This is a genomic window from Marinomonas sp., assembly GCF_965225885.1.
GTDB lineage: Bacteria > Pseudomonadota > Gammaproteobacteria > Pseudomonadales > Marinomonadaceae > Marinomonas.
In genome coordinates this window covers 2,788,160-2,812,682 of the sequence record NZ_OZ245329.1, presented here as the reverse complement: position 1 = coordinate 2,812,682, position 24,523 = coordinate 2,788,160, and the positions used below count along the sequence as shown (strand labels likewise).

Sequence of the window (24,523 nt, the reverse complement as noted above, 5' to 3'; positions counted from 1 at the left end):
ATTTTATTATGTTTTTAACTCTTTTTCGAATAAGGCCGACGATGAAATTACAGCAGCTTAGATACATATGGGAAGTGGCACGTCATGACTTGAACGTTTCGGCCACGGCGCAAAGTTTGTATACGTCACAGCCGGGCGTTAGTAAACAGATTCGTCTTTTGGAAGATGAGCTTGGTGTAGAGGTCTTTGCGCGTAGTGGAAAGCATTTAACGCATGTGACACCTGCTGGCGAAAAAATTATTGCTTTAGCGGGTGAAGTGCTTAGTCAGACGCAAAATATTAAGCGTGTTGCCAAAGAGTTTAGTGATGAGCGTAAAGGGTCGCTTGATATCGCAACAACTCACACTCAGGCTCGATATGCTTTGCCTAAAGTGATTAATCAATTCATTGAAGGTTACCCTGAAGTAAGTTTGCACATGCATCAAGGAACACCAATGCAAATTGCTGAAATGGCCAATGATGGGTTGGTTGATTTTGCGATTGCAACAGAAGCACTGGAGTTGTTTGGTAATTTGGTTATGTTGCCTTGCTATACTTGGAACCGTTCCGTAGTTGTGCCAAAAGACCATCCTTTGGCAAAAGTGACTAAACTGACTTTGCAGGCTTTGGCTGAATATCCTATTGTCACCTATGTTTTTGGTTTTACAGGCCGGTCCCAGTTGGATCAAGCGTTTCAAGAGGCTGAGTTGCAACCTAACGTTGTGTTTACAGCTGCAGATTCTGATGTAATTAAAACTTATGTTCGTCTAGGGCTTGGTGTGGGGATTGTCGCTTCAATGGCGCATGACGAAATGCAGGATGCTGATTTAGTTGCTCTGGATGCGTCGCATCTTTTTGCTGATAGCTGTACAAAAATAGGCATTCGCAGTAATACCTTTATTCGTGGCTACATGTATAAATTTATCGAATCTTTTGCACCTCATCTGACAAAAGAGATTGTGATGGCAGCAATGGAGGCTGGTAACAGGCAAGATGTTGAAGCGCTATTTAAAGGAATTGAGTTACCAAGACATTAATCTTTGCTGCTCGGCATAAATTAGAAAGATAGAAATCAATAGAATAGAAAAAGCCGCAACATAAAAATTTTATGCTGCGGCTTTTTCGTTTCATATGGTCTGTTTGAAACTGCCTAGAAAATTTATTTTTTTAGTTTGATGGCCATTTCGGCAATGCGTTTGCCTTGCGCTTCGCAGAGTGCTTTTTCATCATCAGTCAAGGCTGTCTCATGTGTGCTATTTGCTAGATGGCTTGCGCCATAAGGCGTCCCGCCAGCTTGAGTGCTGATGAGTTCTTTGTTTTTATACGGTAATCCAAGCCAGACCATGCCGTGATGTATCAACGGAGTCATCATGCTAAAAATGCATTGTTCTTGGCCGCCATGCATTGTGCTCGCACTGGTGAAACCGCACGCGGGTTTGTCGATCAGTTGGCCGGTCAGCCAGAGAGTGGATGTTTGATCGATGAAATGCTTTAGAGGTGCCGCCATACTGCCGAAATAAGAAGGCGACCCAATGGCAAGACCTGAGCAGTCAGCTAATTCTTCCAAAGTGCAATAAGGCGCGCCATCGTCCGGTAAGGCGGGCGAGGCGACTTTTGTTGTGTTTGACACTTCTGGTACTTGGCGTATTTTTGCTTCCATGCCGTTAGTTTTGTTGATGCCGCGGGCAATGTACTTTGCCATTTCCGAGACAGAGCCATGACGGCTGTAAAACAAAACCAACACGTAAGGTGACTGGGTCATTCAATAGTTCCTATTTAATTGCTCTCAATTATTCAAATAAAGCTAAGACATCTTCCGGTGGGCGGCCAATTTTTGCTTTGTCGTTGTGGATGACAATAGGGCGTTCTATTAAGCTTGGGTTTGCTTGCATGGCTTGTAGGTGTTCTTCGTCGGTAGAGTCTTTGCTTAAGCCAAGTTCTTTATAGATGGCTTCTTTGGTGCGCATGAGTTCTAGTGGTGTTATATCTAGCTGTGTAAGTAATGTCTGGATTTCTTCGATGCTTGGCGTATCTTGCAGATACAGACGAATCTCAGCTTGTATATTGTTGTCTTCTAGAAGTTGTAGGGTTTGACGAGATTTTGAGCAACGAGGGTTATGGTAAATGGTGGTCATGTTTGCCCCTTTTTACGATTGGAGGTCTCTATAAATATAGAAAAGCCTAACGGAAGTGATTGCTTCCGTTAGGCTTGAAGGTTTTATTTTTTGCTTAAAATAAAATCGATTGCGTCGGCAATGGCGATGTCTTCGTTCTCGCCAGCTTTGCGGTATTTGTATTCTAATGTGCCTTTTTCTAGGCCTTTATCACCTACAACCAAGCGATGCGGAATACCTAGCAACTCGCAATCAGCGAATTTAACGCCTGGGCGTTCTTTGCGATCATCTAACAAAACGTCTAAACCTTTTGCTTTAAGTTCGTCGTATAGGCGATCACATTCGGTACGAACCGCTTCTGACTTGTCATAGTTCATCGCAACAATAGCAATATCGAATGGCGCGATGCTTTCTGGCCACAAAATACCTTTTTCATCGAAGTTTTGTTCGATGGCTGCCGCGACGATACGAGAAACACCAATGCCATAACAGCCCATGTGCATGACTTGTGCCTTACCGTTTTCATCTAAAACGGTGGCTTTAAGAGCTTCCGCATATTGTTGGCCAAGTTGGAAAATATGACCCACTTCGATACCACGCTTGATAACGATGGTGCCTTGTCCGTCTGGAGAGGGGTCTCCTTCAACAACATTGCGGATATCAGCAATTTCAAATGCAGCACAGTCACGTTCCCAGTTGAGGCCAGTGAAGTGATAGTCATCTTTGTTTGCGCCGGCGCAAAAGTCAGACATGACGGCCGCTGAGCGATCGGCAATAACGCGAACGCCTTTTTCTGCTAGCCCTTTTGGCCCGATAGAGCCAGGTGCACAACCAATTTTTGCGATGATGTCGGCTTCATCGGCGAATTCAAATGGAGAAACGACGCCAGATAGTTTTTCCACTTTGATTTCGTTGATGTTGTGATCGCCACGTAACACAAGTGCTACGATTGTTGGTTGATCATTTGCGTCAATGGCTTTGACAAGCATGGTTTTTACTGTGCTGGTGACATCTAATTTCAAAAACTCAGCAACTTTTTGAATTGTTTTGCAGTCAGGAGTAAATACTTCTGCAATGTCTTGTGTTGGTGCGTCGGCTTTTTCTTTTAGGCAAACGGCTTCGGCGAGCTCGATGTTTGCCGCAAAATCAGATGAATCGCTGAAAGCTATATCATCTTCACCAGAGTCAGCCAATACGTGAAATTCATGTGAGTAAGCGCCGCCGATGCTGCCGGTGTCTGCGCGAACTGGGCGGTAATCAAGGCCGATACGATCAAATACATTGCAGTAAGCTTGATGCATGACGTCATAGGTTTCTTGCAATGATTCTGCGCCAACGTGAAATGAGTAAGCGTCTTTCATGCAAAATTCGCGTGAACGCATTACGCCAAATCGAGGGCGAACTTCATCACGGAATTTAGTTTGAATTTGAAAGAAATTCATTGGTAGCTGTTTGTAGCTCGTCAATTCGTTACGCGCAAGTTCTGTGATGACTTCTTCATGGGTTGGGCCGAGGCAATACTCGCGACCGTGACGGTCTTGCAGGCGAAGCAATTCAGGGCCGTATTTCTGCCAGCGTCCTGTTTCTTGCCATAATTCCGCAGGTTGAACGCCTGGCATCATGACTTCAAGAGAGCCTGCTTTTTCCATTTCATCTCGGACAATGCTTTCGACTTTGCGGAAAACTTTAAGGCCTGTTGGTAGCCAAGTGTATAAGCCTTTTGAAATTTGGCGAATCATACCAGCTCGAACCATTAGCTGGTGGCTGGTGACGACGGCGTCAGTTGGTGCATCACGTAGGGTAGAGAATAAATAGTTGCTTGCGCGCATAATAATATTGGTACTTTAAAGTTGAGTGATTAAAGTTAAATTGCAAAAAATATCAAATTACAAAAAAAAGCCTTAGCCTGCGAATCGCGGCTCAATTTGGCCTTTTACATTCGTTTCAAGGGCAAAGATTCCGCCTGCTTGGGGGAATCGCTTTAGCTCTTCATCTGTTTGTGCGCCACGGCAAGTGCTCACAAAGAGGGTTTTCATTTCTGGTCCACCAAAGGCAACCATGGTTGGGTAGGTTGCAGGAACTGGATGTTCTTCTAGAATATCACCCTGAGGGCTGATTTTTACAACGCGCTGTCCTTGATAAAGAGCAGACCAGTAATTTCCTTCGCTATCAACCGCAGCACCATCGGGGCGGCCGTTACCGTGTGGAAATTGAATGAAAACGCGTTTATTGGTTGCCGCACCGCTTTCTAAGTCATAATCGAACTGATAAACCACATGATTTGGGGTATCTGAATAATACATAATGGTGTTATCAGGAGAGAATGCTAAGCCATTAGATGTCCAAGCAGCTTGATCAATCAGATTCTCTTGACCACCGCTGAATTGATGTAAGGCACCCTTGAAAGCATCTTTTGGTGAGTACATAGTGCCTGCTAAGAAGCGACCTTTTGCATCACAGCGACCATCATTAAATCGTGTTGTTTTTTGATCGTAAGTGGCAAGCCAATAAGGTTTTAAGTCAGCATCAAGTTGTTCGAATGTATAGACTCCAGAACGAAAGGCGGCAATGAAGCCGCCGTTTTCTGCTAATGAAAAACAACCGATTTCTTCATCGAATTCGCGACTCGTCAGGTTTTTTGATTTTGTGTCGTAAGCGTATAGTATGAAAGAATCGATATCGACAAAATAGAGCGTTTGAGTACGTTCGTCCCAACGAGGACATTCGGCTAATTTTGCTTGTGCATCCACGGCACATTGCATATCAGTCATGCGGGCTCCAAGTCTCTAAGAGTTTTTAAAAATAGGGTGCTATAGTGCTTATGAAAGCCTTTTTTGTAAATAGGAAGATGTAAAGATGTTTGAGTTAAATCCAGTGTTAGGTCGTGATTCTATTCTTGTTGGGCACTTTTCATTGTGTCAATTACGTCTTATAAATGATGCTCAGTTTCCTTGGTTTATACTTGTGCCACAGCGAAATGACATCACCGAAATATATCAGCTTGTAGAAGAAGATCGTCAGCAACTGATGGCAGAAAGTTGCCTTTTGGCGGAAACTCTTCACGATGCTTTTTCCGCAACCAAGTTGAATATTGCCGCTATTGGCAACCAAGTGCCTCAATTGCACATACACCATATTGTTCGTTATAAGACAGATCCCTGCTGGCCTGGTCCTGTGTGGGGAAAATTCGAGGCTATTCCTTACTCAAAAGAAGACTTGGCTGAAATTTTGCAAAAGGTTCATTCATTACTGAGTGATGATTTAACGTTACCTAGTGATGGGGATGAACTTTACTATTGAGAAAAAGCTTTAATTTTGTATTCTATACTGAGTGAAAATTAGCCAATTTGGAAAGCATGTTTTATGAGCATTAGCAAAAGGAAGAAGGCCATACAGAAGGTTGTTAAATTATTGAATTTAGCAACTTCCTCTAATTCAAGTGAGTCTGTAATGGCGTTGCGTCATGCTGAATCATTGATTAGGCGGTATCAGGTCGCTCAAAGAGAGTTGCCGATTTTGCAATTGTGTGATCGCTCTATGCTTTACCGTGTAAGTTGGGGGGGCGCAGCTCCTCGATATCAAAAAGAAGCGGTTGTAAAACCCTCTTCTGAAGGGTCTGTCTATCAGCGTCGTTTCAGTGAAAAAGATAATGATCCTAGTCGAGCATATGAATCTGCTCGAACTATTCTTGATGATATGGACCTTTCTGGTTTTTATGATGCTGAGCTGTCATTTAGTGATTCAATCTTGCCTGATGGTAAAAATGTAAATGACGAAAATGAATCTGTCGACGATAAGGATCAAGTTATTTGCGATATTGATGCTCAAGATGAAGGTGTTGAGGTAAATTTTGAATTAGATGGCGATAGCATTGGTGAAGATTACATGGCAGCGGAAAATGTATTGGAAGATACTAATATGACAGCAGAGTCTGTTGTTAATGAAAATGGACAAGATAGTTCTGCGGTATATACATCCAGCGATAATGTTATTAATGCGACAAAAGCCTTTCGCCCAAATGGCAATGAATTTACAGAAACATTAAAAACTCAATATGCAACCAGTGATCCAAGTGTGCCATTTGTAGATGATGGCTACTGGTCTAAAGTATATGAAAAGCTTGCAGATTTTGATGAGGTCAAAGTTCAGACTGAAATAGAGGATCTAGATAAGCAGCTTTTATTGGCGCAAGAGAATTTACAGCTGCAAAAACAGAAGCGTTATGAACATGAGCAGGGTGAACTGCAGGAGCGTGCTGAGCGAGCTCGAATTGAACAAAGTTTTGAAGAGGCTATTGAGCGAGCGTTTCAGGCAAGAGCGAAATCCTACGAGGCTTGGGAAGAGAGCTGTACCAAAATTCGTATGGCTCGTTTAAGGGATGAGCAGGAGGCTGTTCAGGGATATGACGCCGTTAGTCATGCGCTGGCAAAGAATAAAGAGTCTTTTAAGCAGCATTTGCAGAGAAAAGAAGACTACCGAGCGGCTAAGATTATGCACGAGCTGCGTAGGCACCTTGTTCTTGCTGTATCAGTTGGCGAAGATGCTATCGCATCTTATGAAAAAGTTATTGATATTATGTCTGAGAATGGCCTTTCTCTTAAAGATTTAGAATTCTCCGATATCAAAAATAAGAGTTTGTTTATTCGTTTGTTGGAGCGCGAATCTGCTCTTATTTCAGATGTGCATGAAAGAGAAGCTCATACTGAAGAGATGTTGGATAAGTTCCTAACTTCTAGTCTGGCTAAAAAAGAGTCGCGTGCCTCTGAAAATCCAATTCAACATGTTCAGCGTTTGCTTATTGCGGCGAGTGAAGGTGGTCAGTTTGAAACTCAAAAAAATCTAGAGCAAGTGATTTACTTGATGGAAGCTAATGATATTGGAGTTAGAGATATTGGTTATGGTTTCATCAAAAAATATTCTGTTTTTATTCGTTTGATTAACTGGGAGGCTGAGCGTATCTCATCTTTGCCAGAGCGAGAAAAGTTTACGACTCAAATTTTAGAAGAGTATATTCAGCACTCAGTGCAAAAGCCAAAGCCTGATAAAGAGCATAAAGCGAGCCGTTAAGCTAAACTGGTTTCGCAGAAAGTACTAATCTTTTCCTATTTTATACCCCTCATTCATTTCATTGATGAGGGGTATATTTCTTTAAAATCCACCTTAATGCTTTCTTTGCAGGGCTGCATCTTTTACCATTTCGTTTTCGATTCAATCGTAATACTCAGCAGGAGAGAAGCATGAGCATTATTAAAGAAGATGATCTGATTGATAGCGTTGCAGACGCATTGCAGTTTATCTCTTATTACCACCCTCTGGATTTTGTAAAAGCAGTACATGAAGCGTACGAACGAGAAGAAAGTAAAGCTGCGAAAGATGCGATGGCACAAATTCTTATTAATTCACGTATGTGTGCCGAAGGTAAGCGTCCAATTTGTCAGGATACGGGTATTGTTACCGTTTTTGTCAAAATTGGTATGAACGTTCAATGGCAAAGCACGAGAAGTGTTACTGATATGATCAACGAGGGTGTGCGTCGTGCTTATCTTCAACCAGATAATGTATTGCGTGCTTCTATTCTTGCTGATCCTGCTGGCGCTCGTAAAAATACCAAAGATAATACGCCTGCCGTAATTCATATGGAGGTTGTGCCTGGTGATACGGTTGAAATTCATGTTGCTGCTAAAGGCGGTGGCTCCGAGAACAAATCTAAGTTAGCGATGCTTAATCCTTCTGACGATATTGTGGAGTGGGTTAAGAAAACAGTTCCTACCATGGGTGCGGGCTGGTGTCCTCCTGGAATGCTTGGTATAGGGATTGGTGGAACAGCTGAAAAGGCCATGGTTATGGCGAAAGAGTCTTTGATGGAGCCAATTGATATTCATGAACTGAAGGCTCGTGGGCCGCAGAATCGTGTTGAAGAGCTTCGCTTGGCTATTTTTGATGCGGTTAATAATTTAGGTGTTGGTGCGCAAGGTCTTGGTGGTTTAACAACGGTTCTTGATGTGAAAATCATGGATTACCCAACGCATGTGGCGTCTTTGCCTGTTGCTATGATTCCTAACTGTGCCGCGACTCGTCATGCCCACTTTGTACTTGATGGTTCAGGCCCTGCTGATTTGGTACCGCCTTCGTTAGATGATTGGCCGCAAATTACTTGGGAAGTGGGAGAGAGTGTTCGTCGAGTGGATTTGAATACCATTACACCTGAACAGGTTAAAGAATGGCAGCCTGGCGAAACGGTTTTGTTAAGCGGCAAAATGTTGACTGGTCGTGATGCGGCTCATAAGAAAATGGTTGAGATGATGGCTAACGGCGAAGAGCTTCCTGTTGATCTTAAAGGTCGCTTTATTTATTACGTTGGGCCTGTTGATCCTGTGAGAGATGAAGCGGTAGGACCTGCTGGCCCAACCACTGCCACTCGAATGGATAAGTTTACTCGTACAATTCTAGATAAAACGGGTCTGCTTGGCATGATTGGTAAATCCGAGCGTGGTCCTGTTGCCATTGAGGCCATCAAGGAATTTGGTGCTGTCTACTTAATGGCGGTAGGTGGTGCGGCTTATTTAGTTTCTAAAGCAATTAAAAAAGCAGATGTTGTTGCCTTTCCAGAATTGGGGATGGAGGCTATCTACGAATTTGATGTTGTTGATATGCCGGTAACAGTTGCTGTTGATACGCTAGGTACGTCAGTTCACATTACAGGGCCTGCCGAGTGGAAAGCTAAAATTGAAGCGCAAACGCTCGAAATCAAATAGTTGATCTTTATCTGTTTTTAAAAAAAGTCACTGCATTTAACGGTGTAGTGACTTTTTTGTTTGAAAAACGGTTGCATGGATAAAAATAGTCTGTATTATACACGACCTCAGCCGCACAGCATGTGTGGCAAGCTCTTTAAAATAGATAATCAGATAATTTGTGTGGGCGCTCGCTGGAGGCTTCAGAAGATTGTCCGGATTGGTTTTTAACTGATTCGAGATGATCAAAAAAATTGAAGTCTTGCGAAACGTCTAACACGTCAATTCGCTTTATGTTGTTTTGTTATCTTTCGGGGTGATGAAATGATTAAGTTATTGTTAGTGTAATAGATTTTGAGCAGGCAAACTTTTACTTTTAAGTATGAGTTTAAAAATTAAACTGAAGAGTTTGATCATGGCTCAGATTGAACGCTGGCGGCAGGCTTAACACATGCAAGTCGAGCGGTAACAGGGGAGCTTGCTCCTGCTGACGAGCGGCGGACGGGTGAGTAACGCGTAGGAATCTGCCTAGTAGAGGGGGACAACATGTGGAAACGCATGCTAATACCGCATACGCCCTAAGGGGGAAAGGAGGGGACTCTTCGGAGCCTTCCGCTATTAGATGAGCCTGCGTAAGATTAGCTAGTTGGTAGGGTAAATGCCTACCAAGGCGACGATCTTTAACTGGTCTGAGAGGATGGCCAGTCACACTGGGACTGAGACACGGCCCAGACTCCTACGGGAGGCAGCAGTGGGGAATATTGGACAATGGGCGCAAGCCTGATCCAGCCATGCCGCGTGTGTGAAGAAGGCCTTAGGGTTGTAAAGCACTTTCAGGGGTGAGGAAGGGTAGCTAGTTAATACCTAGTTATCTTGACGTTAGCCCCAGAAGAAGCACCGGCTAACTCTGTGCCAGCAGCCGCGGTAATACAGAGGGTGCAAGCGTTAATCGGAATTACTGGGCGTAAAGCGCGCGTAGGTGGTTTGTTAAGTCGGATGTGAAATCCCAGGGCTCAACCTTGGAATGGCACCCGATACTGGCAGGCTAGAGTATGGTAGAGGGGTGTGGAATTTCCTGTGTAGCGGTGAAATGCGTAGATATAGGAAGGAACATCAGTGGCGAAGGCGACACCCTGGACTAATACTGACACTGAGGTGCGAAAGCGTGGGGAGCAAACAGGATTAGATACCCTGGTAGTCCACGCCGTAAACGATGTCTACTAGCCGTTGGGTTGTAATGACTTAGTGGCGCAGCTAACGCAATAAGTAGACCGCCTGGGGAGTACGGCCGCAAGGTTAAAACTCAAATGAATTGACGGGGGCCCGCACAAGCGGTGGAGCATGTGGTTTAATTCGACGCAACGCGAAGAACCTTACCTACTCTTGACATCCAGTGAATCCAGAAGAGATTTTGGAGTGCCTTCGGGAACACTGAGACAGGTGCTGCATGGCTGTCGTCAGCTCGTGTTGTGAAATGTTGGGTTAAGTCCCGTAACGAGCGCAACCCTTATCCTTATTTGCCAGCACTTCGGGTGGGAACTTTAAGGAGACTGCCGGTGACAAACCGGAGGAAGGTGGGGACGACGTCAAGTCATCATGGCCCTTACGAGTAGGGCTACACACGTGCTACAATGGCGTATACAGAGGGCTGCGAGCTAGCGATAGTGAGCGAATCCCAGAAAGTACGTCGTAGTCCGGATTGGAGTCTGCAACTCGACTCCATGAAGTCGGAATCGCTAGTAATCGTGGATCAGAATGCCACGGTGAATACGTTCCCGGGCCTTGTACACACCGCCCGTCACACCATGGGAGTTGATTGCTCCAGAAGTAGCTAGCTTAACCCTTCGGGGATGGCGGTTACCACGGAGTGGTCAATGACTGGGGTGAAGTCGTAACAAGGTAGCCCTAGGGGAACCTGGGGCTGGATCACCTCCTTAAACGATAGAAACCTCTGGTGAGCGTTCACACAAATTATCTGATGTATCTCTTTATAAAGAGAGCTTAAAAAGCCGCTTTTAAGCGGTTTTTTTGTTTTTAACTTTCTACTTTTTAGCCTTAGAGCTAAATATGAAAAGTTTTAAATAAATAGAATAATTGTGTTGACCTTATTGTAGTTATCTCTATAATACGCCTCCACGATTTGAGGGAAGCTTAAATAAAAGCTTTTTTCAGTTTTAAACGTAATGTTTAAACTTGCTCTTTAACAATTCGAATTTTGAAATAACGATGAATCAAGCGTTAAACCGGTGGAAGCTCACTTTAACCTAGTGACTTCTATTATCGTAAATCCAAAGAGACACAAAAGCTCTTTGGTATGTGACTTTGAATAGGAAACTATTTTGGGTTATATGGTCAAGTGACCAAGCGTGCACGGTGGATGCCTTGGCAGTCAGAGGCGATGAAGGACGTGGTAATCTGCGAAAAGGTTCGGGGAGTCGATAAACAGACTTTGATCCGAACATGTCCGAATGGGGAAACCCACTCTACTTGTAGAGTATCCCACAGTGAATACATAGCTGTGTGGAGGCGAACCCGGGGAACTGAAACATCTAAGTACCCGGAGGAAAAGAAATCAACCGAGATTCCCTAAGTAGCGGCGAGCGAAAGGGGATTAGCCCTTAAGTGGTTTTGGTGTTAGTAGAAGGCTCTGGAAAGTGCCGCGATAGAGGGTGATAGCCCCGTATACGAAAACACCCTAATCATGAAAACGAGTAGGACGGGACACGTGTTATCCTGTCTGAATATGGGGGGACCATCCTCCAAGGCTAAATACTCCTGACTGACCGATAGTGAACCAGTACCGTGAGGGAAAGGCGAAAAGAACCCCTGTGAGGGGAGTGAAATAGATCCTGAAACCGTGTACGTACAAGCAGTGGGAGCGGACTTGTTCCGTGACTGCGTACCTTTTGTATAATGGGTCAACGACTTATTTTCAGTAGCAAGGTTAAGCATGTAGTGGAGCCGTAGGGAAACCGAGTCTTAATAGGGCGTTTAGTTGCTGGGAATAGACCCGAAACCGGGCGATCTATCCATGAGCAGGTTGAAGGTTGAGTAACATCAACTGGAGGACCGAACCCACATCCGTTGAAAAGGCTGGGGATGACTTGTGGATAGGAGTGAAAGGCTAATCAAGCTCGGAGATAGCTGGTTCTCCTCGAAAGCTATTTAGGTAGCGCCTCGTATCTCACCATTGGGGGTAGAGCACTGTTTGGGCTAGGGGGTCATCCCGACTTACCAACCCCATGCAAACTCCGAATACCAATGAGTGCAATTACGGGAGACACACGGCGGGTGCTAACGTCCGTCGTGGAAAGGGAAACAACCCAGACCGTCAGCTAAGGTCCCAAAGTACCAGTTAAGTGGGAAACGATGTGGGAAGGCTTAGACAGCTAGGAGGTTGGCTTAGAAGCAGCCATCCTTTAAAGAAAGCGTAATAGCTCACTAGTCGAGTCGGCCTGCGCGGAAGATATAACGGGGCTCAAACTGTACACCGAAGCTACGGATGCTTAATTTATTAGGCATGGTAGAGGAGCGTTCTGTAAGCCGTTGAAGGTCAAGCTGTAAGGCAGGCTGGAGGTATCAGAAGTGCGAATGTTGACATGAGTAACGATAAGGGAAGTGAAAAACTCCCCCGCCGGAAGACCAAGGTTTCCTGTCCCATGTTAATCAGGGCAGGGTGAGTCGGCCCCTAAGGCGAGGCAGAAATGCGTAGTCGATGGGAAACAGGTTAATATTCCTGTACCGATGTATATTGCGATGGAGAGACGGAGAAGGCTAGGCCAGCACAGCGATGGTTGTCTGTGTTTAAGGCGGTAGGCAAGTGACTTAGGCAAATCCGGGTCACTCTTTAAGAGAGAATGCCGAGAACTGATGACGAACCCTCTTTTGGGCGAAGTGGTTGATGCCATGCTTCCAGGAAAAACTTCTAAGCTTCAGATATACATTGACCGTACCCCAAACCGACACAGGTGGTCAGGTAGAGAATACCAAGGCGCTTGAGAGAACTCGGGTGAAGGAACTAGGCAAAATGGTACCGTAACTTCGGGAGAAGGTACGCCGGCCGGTGTGAAGGACTTGCTCCGTAAGCACTAGTCGGTCGAAGATACCAGGTGGCTGCGACTGTTTATTAAAAACACAGCACTCTGCAAACACGAAAGTGGACGTATAGGGTGTGACGCCTGCCCGGTGCTTGAAGGTTAATTGATGGGGTTAGCGCAAGCGAAGCTCTTGATCGAAGCCCAAGTAAACGGCGGCCGTAACTATAACGGTCCTAAGGTAGCGAAATTCCTTGTCGGGTAAGTTCCGACCTGCACGAATGGCGTAACGATGGCCACACTGTCTCCACCCGAGACTCAGTGAAATTGAAATCGCAGTGAAGATGCTGTGTATCCGCGGCTAGACGGAAAGACCCCGTGAACCTTTACTATAGCTTCACAGTGAACTTTGAACCTACTTGTGTAGGATAGGTGGGAGGCTTTGAAGCGCAGACGCTAGTTTGCGTGGAGCCACTCTTGAAATACCACCCTGGTATGTTTGAGGTTCTAACTCAGGTCCCTAATCGGGATCGAGGACACTGTGTGGTGGGTAGTTTGACTGGGGCGGTCTCCTCCCAAAGAGTAACGGAGGAGCACGAAGGTGTGCTCAGCATGGTCGGAAATCATGCATAGAGTGTAAAGGCAAAAGCACGCTTAACTGCGAGACAGACACGTCGAGCAGGTACGAAAGTAGGTCTTAGTGATCCGGTGGTTCTGTATGGAAGGGCCATCGCTCAACGGATAAAAGGTACTCCGGGGATAACAGGCTGATACCGCCCAAGAGTTCACATCGACGGCGGTGTTTGGCACCTCGATGTCGGCTCATCACATCCTGGGGCTGAAGCCGGTCCCAAGGGTATGGCTGTTCGCCATTTAAAGTGGTACGCGAGCTGGGTTTAGAACGTCGTGAGACAGTTCGGTCCCTATCTGCCGTGGACGTTTGAGATTTGAGAGGAGCTGCTCCTAGTACGAGAGGACCGGAGTGGACGAACCTCTGGTGTTCCGGTTGTCACGCCAGTGGCATTGCCGGGTAGCTATGTTCGGACGGGATAACCGCTGAAAGCATCTAAGCGGGAAGCCTCCCTTAAGATAAGATCTCACTGGAACTTAAGTTCCCTAAAGAGCCGTTCGAGACTAGGACGTTGATAGGTTGGGTGTGTAAGTGCTGTGAGGCATTGAGCTAACCAATACTAATTGCTCGTGAGGCTTGACCATATAACACCAAAGTGGTTTTAACGAAAACGTTAAAAAGACACATAATACGATCCGGTTTAATACTTGATACACGTTATTTCAAAACAGAATTGTTAAAGATCCAAGCACGTATTCGCGTGTTTTGAGACAAGCTAACGATAAAAAGTCAGCGCACAACACAGTGCACCTCAGAACAAACGCAACAGAATTGCTTGACGATCATAGAGGCGTTGAACCACCTGATAAACGTCACGGACACTTCTCAGAAGTGGCTTTTATTTGCCGCAGGCGCTCACCATCGCTGATGGTAGTGTGGGCTTGCTTGAATTAAAGAGTCATGTGAGAGTCCCGCAAGGGGATAAGCATAGGTCGTCGTTAAGCTTTACGTTAAGAAAGCCCTGATAGTATTATCAGGCACTTGAGAATTTGGTTTTATTAGAGAGTTTCTAGTAAGACAAACCAGTTTTCTTGATGATCATAGAGGCGTTGAACCACCTGATCCCATCCCGAACTCAGAAGTGAAAAGCGCCATCGCCGATGGTAGTGTGGGAGATCCCATGTGAGAGTAGGTCGTTATCAAGATTTATTTATTGCTTGACGATAATAGAGGCGTTGAACCACCTGATAAACGTCACAGACGTTCTCAGAAGTGTATTTTATTTGCCGCAGGAGCTAACCATCGCCGATGGTAGTGTGGGCTTGGCTGAATTAAAGAGTCATGTGAGAGTAGGTCGTCGTCAAGCTTTATATTAAGAAGGCCTAATAAGTATTTAGGCACTTGAAAATTTGGTTTTATTAGACGATTGCTAATAAAACAAACCAGTTTTCTTGATGATCACAGAGGCGTTGAACCACCTGATCCCATCCCGAACTCAGAAGTGAAAAGCGCCATCGCCGATGGTAGTGTGGGAGATCCCATGTGAGAGTAGGTCGTTATCAAGATTTATTTAAGGAAGCCCTGATTGCTGATGCTGTCAGGGCTTTTTTTCGCCTTAAGAAAAGTCAGAAAATAACAATGGGCGAGTAAACCTCTATGAGAATGAGGTGCCGTCCCTGAGGTGTCCCCACGAATTTAAACGGTACCGTCCCATAAAGTGTGTCTTCTTTCATTAAAGCCATTTCTCTTCTCCATTAACCGTTAATGAAACAGGTGGATTCGGGTTTAATTCCTCGCCGCTTGTGGCGTAAATCACTAAACTGAGTACATGAACGAATTTATTCACAAAAGACACAATGTCACTGTACTTTTGTACTATTTGGTTTTTCCTGCCAAGTATAGAAAAGTGGTATTTGATGTGACAGTAGACCAAGAACTAAAAGCTGTTTGCTTGGAGATAGAGAAGAGGTATCAAATTAAATTCCTTTAAATTGGTACGGATCAAGATCAATGGCGTATTCGGGCCGCCGTCTCTGTTATTCTTTTCCTCTAATGGTGATTTGATTAACGCTGGCAAAGGTGAATTGAATTTGGAACAGTTTACAAACAAGTTGCAATCAACTTTGGCAAATTTATGAAAGAAGAAGAGATTTGCGAATACTAGTAGTCGAAGATGATCTTTCGTTAGCGGATGGGCTTGTTACGGCTTTAAAACGCGAAGGTTACACGGTTGATTTGCTTCATGATGGCATTCATGCATTGGAGGCATTGGCTAATGAAGTATTTGATTTGGTGGTGCTGGATTTAGGCTTGCCAAGGCTAGATGGTTTGGCTGTTCTGAAGCAATTACGTGCTAACAGTAATGGCGTCCCTGTATTGATTCTTACCGCCAGAGATGCCTTGGAAGACAGAGTCACTGGCTTGGACCTTGGGGCGGATGATTATTTGGTGAAACCCTTTGATGTGATTGAGTTGAAGGCACGAGCACGAGCTTTGCTGCGTCGCAGTTATGGTCGTACAATCAGTGAGATTCACTATAAAGGGCTTGTGTTGTTTCCAGCGAGTCATAAAGTGACCTACCAAGATAAAGACGTCAATCTAACACGAAGGGAATACTCTTTGCTGCACGAACTTGTTAGTCAGCCGGGTTATGTTTTTACTCGAGATGTATTGCAGCAATTGATGTACGGATGGGGCGATGACGTGGAAAGTAACGCATTAGAAGTGCATATTCATCATCTTCGTAAAAAGCTGTTTCCAGAGTTAATTCGTACCATTCGAGGCATTGGTTATGTGGTCGATCAAGAAGTGGGCTAATGCAAAGCTCCTGAGTTCCATTCGTCGTAGAACACTCTTTTTCGTTATGTGTCTTTTCATGATAACGAGCATGGTGATTATGATGATCGGACTACTTTTTGCAAACCACGAAGTGGAAGAGTTATTCGATGCTCGTTTAGCGCAACAAGCTAGATTACTGCTTACTTTGTCTAAAAATATAGAGAAGTTTGATACCGATCTTCATGCGATTTCATCTCTTTTAATCAATGACGCGCCAACTGATTCTTCATTAGGCCATAAATACGAAAGCAAAATCTTTTATCAGATTTGGATTGATGGCGAATTAAGAATCGCATCAGATTCTCTAAAGTTAACTCAACAAGAGGAAGACGGATTTGGTTACGGCTATGCGATTGGCGATCACTACCATTGGCGTACTTTTACGCTTAAACAATTAAGTGGTGATATTAACATTGTTGTCGCGGAGCGATCTGATGTTCGCAGTGAAATCTCGAATCAAATTGTTTTCCAGACGCTTTTTCCTGAGTTATTAGCTTGGCCAATATTGGCTTTTTTGGTTTGGGCTGCTGTAGGGTTTGGGCTTGAGCCACTTCAACAACTGGCTAAACAAATTAGGAAAATTTCACCAACAAAATTAGAACCAGTGAAATTGTCTTATGTTCCTGAGGAGCTGAGTCCAGTTAAGAAAGCATTAAACGGACTATTAGCTGAAATTGATGTGCTGATGGCTAGGGAAAAACGTTGGATTGCCGATGCTGCCCACGAGCTAAGAACACCTTTAAGTATCCTCAAAGTGCATGCAGAGAATGCTGCCTTGGCAGAAGATGATCAAGAACGTAATCAATCTTTAAAGCAATTAACCATGGGTGTTGATCGGTCGACTCGAATTGTGTCTCAGTTATTAGCTTTGGCTCGTCTTGAGCATCAAAATCAGATTGTAAAAGATAAGGTCGATGTGCTCGCGGTGACTCGATCAATTATTGCCGAAATCCTGCCTTTGGCTTGGAAAAGAAATGTTGAAATTAGTCTAGATGTTGATGATTGCTTGCCTTGGTGTTGTCATGTTGAGCCTAATCATATTGAGATATTGCTGCAAAATTTAATTAGTAATGCCATTAAATTTTCACCTCAAGGCACGGTTATACGAGTGGTTTGGGCTCAGTCTGAAAATCAAGTTGAATTAAAAGTAATAGATGTCGGCAAAGGTGTCAGCAAAGAGGAAAAACAAAGACTTAGTGAGCGATTTTTTCGGTCTGGCGAAGTGGAAGGTGCCGGTCTCGGGTTATCTATAGTCAAAAATATTGTCGACAAATATCAAGGCGCACTTTCTTTTGAGGATTCGCTTCCTCACGGCTTAACTGTTCAGGTTAAGCTTTCCATATTGGCTGTAAAATAAGTACTTCTTTCTAGGAATAGCTTTTAGATATTACGTCGTTAGCTAATGGCGATTTTATAAATGTCCTTCGAGTGATTATGCTTTCTGTATCAACTTAAACAGAGGCAAATATCATGAAACGACTTATTGATACTATCTATAAGGGAGACTGTAACTAATTTTGTGTAACTACCTATCACAACATATTCTATAGAGAATTAAGGATAGGTAGATGCAAATGAACCAAAAAGAACTGGAAGCCTTCGCAAAAGAAGCCGCCAAAGGCATTAAAACGCCTGAGGATCTTAACGAATTTAGCCAAATGCTGAAGAAGATTACCGTTGAGGCGGCCTTGAATGCAGAGATGGATGAGCATCTGGGTTACGAGAGACATCAAAAATCCTCGTCAACCAACAGTCGTAATGGTAAGAACAGTAAGCGTATTAAGACGGAAGATGGTGAGTTTGAACTGGATACGCCTCGTGACCGCGAAGGTTCTTTTGAACCAAAGCTGGTCAAAAAGCACCAATCCCGCTTTACTTCCATGGACGATAAAATCCTATGGCTCTACGCGCAAGGTATGAGCACCCGAGACATCGTCAATGCCTTCGATGAATGGTACGGTGCTGAGATATCTCCGACACTGGTATCACGTGTTACCAACGCGGTGATCGAGCAAGTAACTGAATGGCAAGCACGCCCCTTGGATGCCATCTATCCCATTGTGTATCTTGATTGTATTGTGTTGAAAATCCGCCAAGATAAGCGTGTTATCAATAAATCGATTTTCTTGGCACTCGGTATCAACACCGACGGTCATAAAGAACTCATGGGCATGTGGATTGCTGAGAACGAAGGGGCTAAGTTCTGGCTAAACGTCCTCACTGAGCTTCAGCAGCGTGGTGTAGAAGATATTCTCATCGCTTGTGTTGATGGTCTAAAAGGCTTCCCAGAAGCCATCAATGCCGTTTTCCCACAAACCAGCATTCAACTGTGTATCGTGCATATGGTACGCAACTCATTGAAGTATGTATCATGGAAAGACTACAAAGCGGTGACGGCGGACTTAAAGCAAGTTTACCGCTCTGCAACGGAAGAAGAAGCCTTGTTGGAGTTAGATCGTTTCGCAGGCGTCTGGGACGATCAATACCCGCAAACCACCAAATCGTGGCGCAATCACTGGCATAATCTTAATACACTGTTTAGTTACCCTGACGATATCCGCAAAGCGATCTACACAACGAACGCTATTGAATCACTGAACAGTGTCATCCGTAGAGCCATTAAAAAACGTAAAGTCTTCCCAAGCGACGATTCTGCGAGGAAAATGGTTTATCTTGCCATTAGAGAGGCCAGTAAAAAATGGACAATGCCCATTCAAAACTGGCGCCAAGCGATGAGTCGATTTATTATTGAGTTCGAGGAGCGACTCGAAAAGCACCTTAACTAAATGGTAGTTACACAGAATCTGTTACAGGGTCCTATAAGGTGGTTGGGGTTCAGAAGGCTGACTCCAAAATTGAAACAGAAATTCAGGAAGAATGGCAAGGCTGGGATGCTTGGGTCAACATAGATTCTACATCCGCTCGATGAAGTACATACCAGACATTGTCTGGTATTTTTTTACCTATATTTTGTCTTTCAATTTTTAGTTATTGTCATTTTTCGTCATTTAATTCTCTTTTAAATCTTTGCTTTGTATTCTGTGGTGGGTGGCTAGATTGAGGTAATATTGTAAGTGAACTAATGATTACAGATCTAAATAGTTCTTGATCATTTGGTTCGTTTTATTTAGTGTAAATGGACTTATTGCTATTTCTTCTCCATTTTTCTAAGGAACATGAGGTTTATTATGAAAAAAATACTCAGAAAATATCTTATATCTCTAATGAGTTTTGCTGTTGCTCTTTTCTCAGTATCTGTAGCTGCAACGACATTAGATAAGATAAAAGATGAGGGTACAGTGACTATAGGTGTCGCTAACGAAGTGCCGTATGGCTATACCACGCCAGATGGCGAGCCTGCTGGTGAAGCACCAAGTATTGCGGTTAAAGTTCTAAACGATTTAGGCGTAGACAATGTGAAAGTGGTTGTCACTGAGTTTGGTTCTTTGATTCCTGGTTTGCGTGCAGGACGTTTTGATGTGATTGCAGCGGGTATGTACATTACGCCAAAACGTTGTAAGCAAATTTTGTTCTCGAATCCAACATACAGTATTGGTGAAGGCTTTTTGGTTCAAAATGGTAATCCAAAAGAGCTGAATGGTTACGATAATATTGATGCTAAAGCTGTGAAGTTAGGTGTGATGTCTGGTTCTGTGGAATACGGTTATGCTCGTGATTTTGGTATTGATTTAAGCAAAATCGTCACTCTTCCAGATTATCCATCCGGTGTTGCCGCTCTTAAATCGGGTCGTATTGATGCACTAGCGGGTACAAGCTTGACGATGGCGTCTTTGGCTCAAAAAGATAATCGTGTTGAATTAGCGCAGCCTTTTACCCCTCTGATGATCAAAGGTAAGTCTGTTAAAGGTTACGGTGGCTTTGGCTTCCGTCCAGCTGATACGGCTTTGCGTGATGCCTTTAATACAGAATTGAAAGGTTTCATTGATACGAAAGAGCATATAGCAATGGTAGAGCCTTACGGTTTTGGTAAGCATACTTCTCCAGGTGGCATGACTGCTGCGAAACTGTGTAAATAACACTGGGGAATTAGACTCATGGAATTTGGAGAAATTGTCTCCGTATTACTCCAGGGGGCCATTGTCACAATAGAAATTGTGGCAATGGCATTACCTCTCGCCGTGTTAATGGCCTTCAGTTTTGGATTGATTCGCCTGTACGCTCCTGCACCCTTCAAACAAATTGCCATTATCTACATAGAGTTCTTCCGCGGAACGTCGGCTCTGATTCAGCTGTATTGGATTTATTTTGTTTTGCCATTCTTTGGGATAACCATAGATGCAATGACCGCGGCTGTCGCAGCGTTGGGTCTTAATATTGGTGCTTATGGTACGGAAGTTGTACGTGGCGCAATTCAATCTGTTCCGAAAGGTCAATATGAGGCGTCTATCGCATTAAACTTCACGTCCTCTCAGCGATTGTGGCGAATTATCATGCCGCAAGCATTAGTTAATATGATTCCACCTTTTGGTAATTTAGCCATCGAGTTAGTCAAGGCAACCTCGCTGGTATCTCTTATTACTATTGGTGATTTGACTTTTAAAGCCAAAATGCTAGCAGACACAACCTTACAGGTTGGTGAGATATTTGGTGTTGTGTTGTTATTTTATTTTGTGATGGCTCAATTTTTAGTCTTCTTTATTAGACGTTTAGAAACACACCTTAGTAAAGGCTTGGGTCGTGGAGGGCTTCATTCATGAATGGATTTCATTGGGACTGGGCGTTCACTTGGGAAGTACTCCCGATGATTTTGTCCGCAGCAAAAGTGACCTTATTGGCGACCTTGCTGGGTAGTATTTTTGCGATAGTGATGGGGTTGGTGTTTGCCTTACTGCGTCGTAGTAATAGTCGAACGCTGCGCGTATCTACTTACTGGATTGTTGAGTTTATTCGTAGTACGCCTTTGTTAGTACAGATTTTCTTTCTGTATTATGTGATGCCAGAATTTGGAATCAGTATGTCACCGTTGGCTACTGGTGTATTTGCTTTAGGGCTTCACTATGGTGCTTATTTATCTGAAGTGTTTCGTAGTGGTATCGATGGCATTGAAAAAGGTCAATGGGAAGCAGCCAGAGCGCTGAATTTAACATTAATTGATACTTACAAAGACATTGTGCTTCCTCAGGCTATTCGTCCAATGATCCCTGCGACAGGTAATTACATCATTGCGATGTTTAAAGAAACACCTCAGCTTTCTGCCATTACTTTGTTGGAAATGTTGCAGATGGCAAAGATTATTGGCTCCGAGAATTTTCGCTATCTAGAACCCTTTACCTTAGTTGGGATTTTGTATCTCGTGTTTAGTCTTTTAGCAGCCTACGGGATACATCAGGTTGAGAGACGCTTTCCAAAAGAAGGATTTAGTTTGAAATGAGTACGCCAATTATTGAATTCAAAAATGTGAAAAAGTGCTTTGGTGAGACGGTCATTTTTAGTGATTTTAACTTCAAAGTGGAAGAAAACGAGATTGTTTCCATCATCGGACCAAGTGGTTCAGGCAAAAGTACCTTATTGCGCATTTTGATGACATTAGAAGGTATCGATGGCGGTTACATCAACGTAGCTGGGGAATCGCTTTGGCATATGCCTTGGCAGGGACAATATGTTCCAGCGAATAATAAACATCTACATAAAATGCGAAATCATCTTGGTATGGTTTTTCAGCATTTTAATTTGTTTCCTCATATGACGGTGAAGCGCAACATCACAGAAGCACCAATGCGAGTAAAAGGTGTGCCACGTGCTGAAGCAGAAGAGTTTGCGGAAAAGTTACTGCAATTAGTTGGCTTAGCAGATAAAGCAGATAGTTATCCAAATGACCTATCTGGTGGCCAAAAGCAGCGAGTAGGCATTGCTCGAGCACTTGCAATGAAGCCATCTATTTTATTGCTAGACGAGATTACCTCGGCTTTAGATCCAGAGTTGGTTGACGAAGTACTAGACGTTATTCGTAATCTTGTAAAAGAAGAAAGCTTTACAATGCTGCTGGTGACACATGAAATGTATTTTGCTCGTGAGATAAGTGATCGAGTATGTTTTTTCGATAAAGGCGCCATAGTGGAAGAGGGCGAGCCAGAAGCCATCTTTACTCAGCCAAAGGAAGAGCGCACTAAGGCTTTCCTCAATGCCTACATTGGACAGTAGCTTCTAATAAGTATCATTTAATACATGTGAATAAGGCGCCTGAACGGCGCCTTATTTTTTAGTCGTGACAAGTTACCTAGTCTCCAAGGATAATAAAGATATATTTTATGGAGTATCGGTTAAATGGCACCTTTGTATAGCGTTATCTTTTTAACCTTAGCCGCTGGTTTAGCAATGCCATTGGGAGCAATGATTGCCAATTTTGAACGTATAAAACCAGAATGGTTAGAAACTGAGTTGATGCATGGTATTACTGCGTTTGGTGGTGGTGCTCTGTTATCCGCTATTGCTTTGGTTCTGGTGCCTGAAGGTGTTCAGCACTTTGTTCCTTGGTCTGCCGCGCTGTTGTTTCTATTAGGTGGTACGGGCTTTATGTGGCTTGATATTTGGTTATCTAAACAAGAAACCTCTATGAGCCAGCTGGTGGCTATGTTAGCCGATTTCATTCCTGAGTCTTTAGCATTGGGAGCGGCATTCACTTTGGGTACTATCAATGGCGTATTGCTTGCGGCACTTATTGCTATGCAAAATCTTCCAGAAGGTTTTAATGCTTTTCGAGAATTAAAATCTTCATCCCACTACAGTGCTTTTACTATCATTTTTTGTTTTGTGTTGCTGGCATTATGTGGGCCGATAGCAGGCGTTATTGCGCATGTTTGGCTTGCCGAGTGGCCGGCTATTGTGTCTGGAATTATGTTGTTTGCATCGGGTGGTATTTTGTATGCGGTGTTTCAAGACATTGCACCGCAGGTTACTTTAGAGAAACACTGGATGCCGCCGATGGGCGCGGTAATGGGATTTGTGCTTGGCTTGGTTGGTTATATGTTGGTACATGAATAAAAAATGTATACAAAAATGGTTTCTATGAAATATAGTAAGTACTCCTTTTAAGCCATACAGGTAGTAGGGTTGTGCTCAGAATATTAAAAGATGTTAGTTTGAGTGCACTTGTCGCAGGTTTTGTGGCAGTGCTGATTGGGTTTGCAAGCTCCGTTGCCATTGTATTTCAGGCGGCTCAAGCCGCTGGAGCCGATTCTAATGCCATTGTATCTTGGATTATGGCGCTGGGTTTTGGTATGGGGGCAACCTGCTTTTTTCTGTCTTTATGGTATCGATCACCTGTTATTACGGCTTGGTCAACACCTGGCGCTGCATTGCTAGCGACGAGCTTAGGAACGATCAGTTATGCTGAAGCAATTGGTGTATTCGTTTTTGCTGGCATACTCTCTCTACTAACCGGTGTTTCAGGTCTATTTGATAAGGTCATGCGTTTGGTTCCTTTGCCTCTGGCTTGTGCCATGTTAGCTGGTGTACTTTTCAAGTTTGGCCTTTCTATATTTGACTCCATGATAAGTGATGTTTTCCTAGTAGGGATTATGTTGATTACTTATTTGGTGAGTAAACGCCTAGTCCCTCGCTATGCGGTGCTGTTTGTATTAGTGGCTGGTGTTGTGTTTGTCCTTGCGAGATCCGAAGGGCAGCTTATGTCCACTATTCCTTTTACTCTTGGCTCTCTGGTATGGGTTTGGCCTGAATGGAATATCGGAGCGTTAATTGGCATTGGCATTCCCTTATATATTGTGACGATGACATCACAGAATATTCCCGGTGTTGCCGTGATGCGTAGCAGTGGTTATCAAACGCCTGTTTCTCCACTAATTAGCTGGACTGGGTTTGCTTCAATTGTTTTAGCGCCATTGGGCGGCTTTGCCTTCAACTTAGCGGCGATTACTGCGGCTATTTGCTCTGGAGATGAATGTCACAAAGACCCTAAACGCCGTTATATTGCCGGATTATCAGCTGGTGTGTTTTATTGGCTTGCTGGTTTGGCGGGTACTTCTGTGGTGGCTTTGTTTTCAGTTTTTCCTGCAACCATGATTGCTGCATTAGCGGGAATTGCTTTGCTGGGTACTATCGGCATGAATTTAAAAAATGCGATGGCGGATGACTCTAACCGAGAAGCTGCATTGATTACTTTTTTAGTGACTGTCTCGGGAGTGACATTTGGCGGTATCGCGTCGGCTTTTTGGGGGATTTTATTCGGTGTTATTTGTTTACTGATATCCAATATTAAGCTCAAATAAAAAGGTT

17 protein-coding genes, 4 rRNA genes and 1 pseudogene are annotated in these 24,523 nt (G+C 43.9%); 18 read left to right on the top strand and 4 right to left on the bottom strand.

From position 1 onward, the window contains the following. The first annotated feature begins 41 nt into the window (after positions 1-41). Positions 42-1,016, top strand: coding sequence for an HTH-type transcriptional regulator CysB (gene cysB, locus ACO05V_RS13425; protein ID WP_421852249.1), 975 nt, complete (start codon positions 42-44; stop codon positions 1,014-1,016). Positions 1,017-1,138: 122 nt separating this feature from the next. Here the strand turns inward: cysB and wrbA are convergent, their stop codons facing one another. The 4 genes from wrbA to ACO05V_RS13405 form a co-directional block, all read right to left on the bottom strand. Continuing rightward, positions 1,139-1,741, bottom strand: a complete 603-nt coding sequence (wrbA, locus tag ACO05V_RS13420; RefSeq protein ID WP_421852246.1) for an NAD(P)H:quinone oxidoreductase — start codon at positions 1,739-1,741, stop codon at positions 1,139-1,141. 28 nt (positions 1,742-1,769) lie between these two features. Then, positions 1,770-2,114 carry an arsenate reductase (glutaredoxin) gene (arsC, locus tag ACO05V_RS13415; protein ID WP_421852243.1) on the bottom strand — a complete coding sequence of 115 codons (345 nt, stop codon included), beginning with the start codon at positions 2,112-2,114 and terminating at the stop codon, positions 1,770-1,772. An 83-nt stretch (positions 2,115-2,197) separates the two neighbouring features. Further along, complete coding sequence (locus tag ACO05V_RS13410) at positions 2,198-3,922, bottom strand: proline--tRNA ligase (RefSeq protein WP_421852240.1); 1,725 nt, start codon at positions 3,920-3,922, stop codon at positions 2,198-2,200. Positions 3,923-3,994: 72 nt separating this feature from the next. After that, positions 3,995-4,864 (bottom strand): SMP-30/gluconolactonase/LRE family protein, encoded by an 870-nt coding sequence (locus tag ACO05V_RS13405; RefSeq protein ID WP_421852237.1) that lies wholly within the window; start codon positions 4,862-4,864, stop codon positions 3,995-3,997. A gap of 85 nt (positions 4,865-4,949) precedes the next feature. Here ACO05V_RS13405 and ACO05V_RS13400 point away from each other — a divergent pair, with 85 nt between their 5' ends. From ACO05V_RS13400 to ACO05V_RS13320, 17 genes and pseudogenes are all read left to right on the top strand, one after another. Beyond that, positions 4,950-5,393, top strand: coding sequence for an HIT domain-containing protein (locus ACO05V_RS13400; RefSeq protein WP_421852234.1), 444 nt, complete (start codon positions 4,950-4,952; stop codon positions 5,391-5,393). A 63-nt stretch (positions 5,394-5,456) separates the two neighbouring features. Next, on the top strand, positions 5,457-7,160 hold the full coding sequence (locus ACO05V_RS13395; protein ID WP_421852231.1) for a DUF2786 domain-containing protein: 1,704 nt from the start codon (positions 5,457-5,459) through the stop codon (positions 7,158-7,160). A 170-nt stretch (positions 7,161-7,330) separates the two neighbouring features. After that, on the top strand, positions 7,331-8,848 hold the full coding sequence (locus tag ACO05V_RS13390) for a fumarate hydratase (RefSeq protein WP_421852228.1): 1,518 nt from the start codon (positions 7,331-7,333) through the stop codon (positions 8,846-8,848). A gap of 376 nt (positions 8,849-9,224) precedes the next feature. Beyond that, positions 9,225-10,764 (top strand): 16S ribosomal RNA (locus tag ACO05V_RS13385). Between the two features lie 413 nt (positions 10,765-11,177). Continuing rightward, positions 11,178-14,076 (top strand): 23S ribosomal RNA (locus ACO05V_RS13380). Positions 14,077-14,522: 446 nt separating this feature from the next. Continuing rightward, a 5S ribosomal RNA gene (gene rrf, locus ACO05V_RS13375) occupies positions 14,523-14,637 on the top strand. A 245-nt stretch (positions 14,638-14,882) separates the two neighbouring features. Continuing rightward, a 5S ribosomal RNA gene (gene rrf, locus ACO05V_RS13370) occupies positions 14,883-14,997 on the top strand. The 16S, 23S and 5S rRNA genes sit together here, the layout of an rRNA operon. Positions 14,998-15,260: 263 nt before the next feature. Continuing rightward, positions 15,261-15,419, top strand: a pseudogene (locus ACO05V_RS13365) (transposase); the annotation flags it as partial. Between the two features lie 164 nt (positions 15,420-15,583). Then, positions 15,584-16,249, top strand: coding sequence for a response regulator (locus ACO05V_RS13360; protein WP_421852225.1), 666 nt, complete (start codon positions 15,584-15,586; stop codon positions 16,247-16,249). 79 nt (positions 16,250-16,328) lie between these two features. After that, positions 16,329-17,627, top strand: a complete 1,299-nt coding sequence (locus ACO05V_RS13355) for an ATP-binding protein (protein WP_421852222.1) — start codon at positions 16,329-16,331, stop codon at positions 17,625-17,627. A 217-nt stretch (positions 17,628-17,844) separates the two neighbouring features. Further along, the gene (locus ACO05V_RS13350) at positions 17,845-19,056 is read left to right on the top strand and encodes an IS256 family transposase (RefSeq protein ID WP_421856966.1); all 1,212 of its coding nucleotides are present in this window, start codon (positions 17,845-17,847) and stop codon (positions 19,054-19,056) included. A 402-nt stretch (positions 19,057-19,458) separates the two neighbouring features. After that, positions 19,459-20,307, top strand: a complete 849-nt coding sequence (ehuB, locus tag ACO05V_RS13345) for an ectoine/hydroxyectoine ABC transporter substrate-binding protein EhuB (protein ID WP_421852219.1) — start codon at positions 19,459-19,461, stop codon at positions 20,305-20,307. 18 nt (positions 20,308-20,325) lie between these two features. Next, a complete protein-coding gene (ehuC, locus tag ACO05V_RS13340) occupies positions 20,326-20,988 on the top strand; it encodes an ectoine/hydroxyectoine ABC transporter permease subunit EhuC (protein ID WP_421852216.1) in 663 nt (220 codons plus the stop codon). Further along, on the top strand, positions 20,985-21,662 hold the full coding sequence (gene ehuD / locus ACO05V_RS13335; RefSeq protein ID WP_421852213.1) for an ectoine/hydroxyectoine ABC transporter permease subunit EhuD: 678 nt from the start codon (positions 20,985-20,987) through the stop codon (positions 21,660-21,662). The genes ehuC and ehuD overlap by 4 nt, the downstream gene beginning before the upstream one ends. Further along, positions 21,659-22,432 (top strand): ectoine/hydroxyectoine ABC transporter ATP-binding protein EhuA, encoded by a 774-nt coding sequence (gene ehuA / locus ACO05V_RS13330; protein WP_421852210.1) that lies wholly within the window; start codon positions 21,659-21,661, stop codon positions 22,430-22,432. The genes ehuD and ehuA overlap by 4 nt, the downstream gene beginning before the upstream one ends. 123 nt (positions 22,433-22,555) lie before the next feature. Then, complete coding sequence (locus tag ACO05V_RS13325; protein WP_421852207.1) at positions 22,556-23,272, top strand: ZIP family metal transporter; 717 nt, start codon at positions 22,556-22,558, stop codon at positions 23,270-23,272. Between the two features lie 98 nt (positions 23,273-23,370). Further along, positions 23,371-24,516, top strand: a complete 1,146-nt coding sequence (locus ACO05V_RS13320) for a benzoate/H(+) symporter BenE family transporter (RefSeq protein WP_421852204.1) — start codon at positions 23,371-23,373, stop codon at positions 24,514-24,516. Positions 24,517-24,523 lie beyond the last annotated feature (7 nt).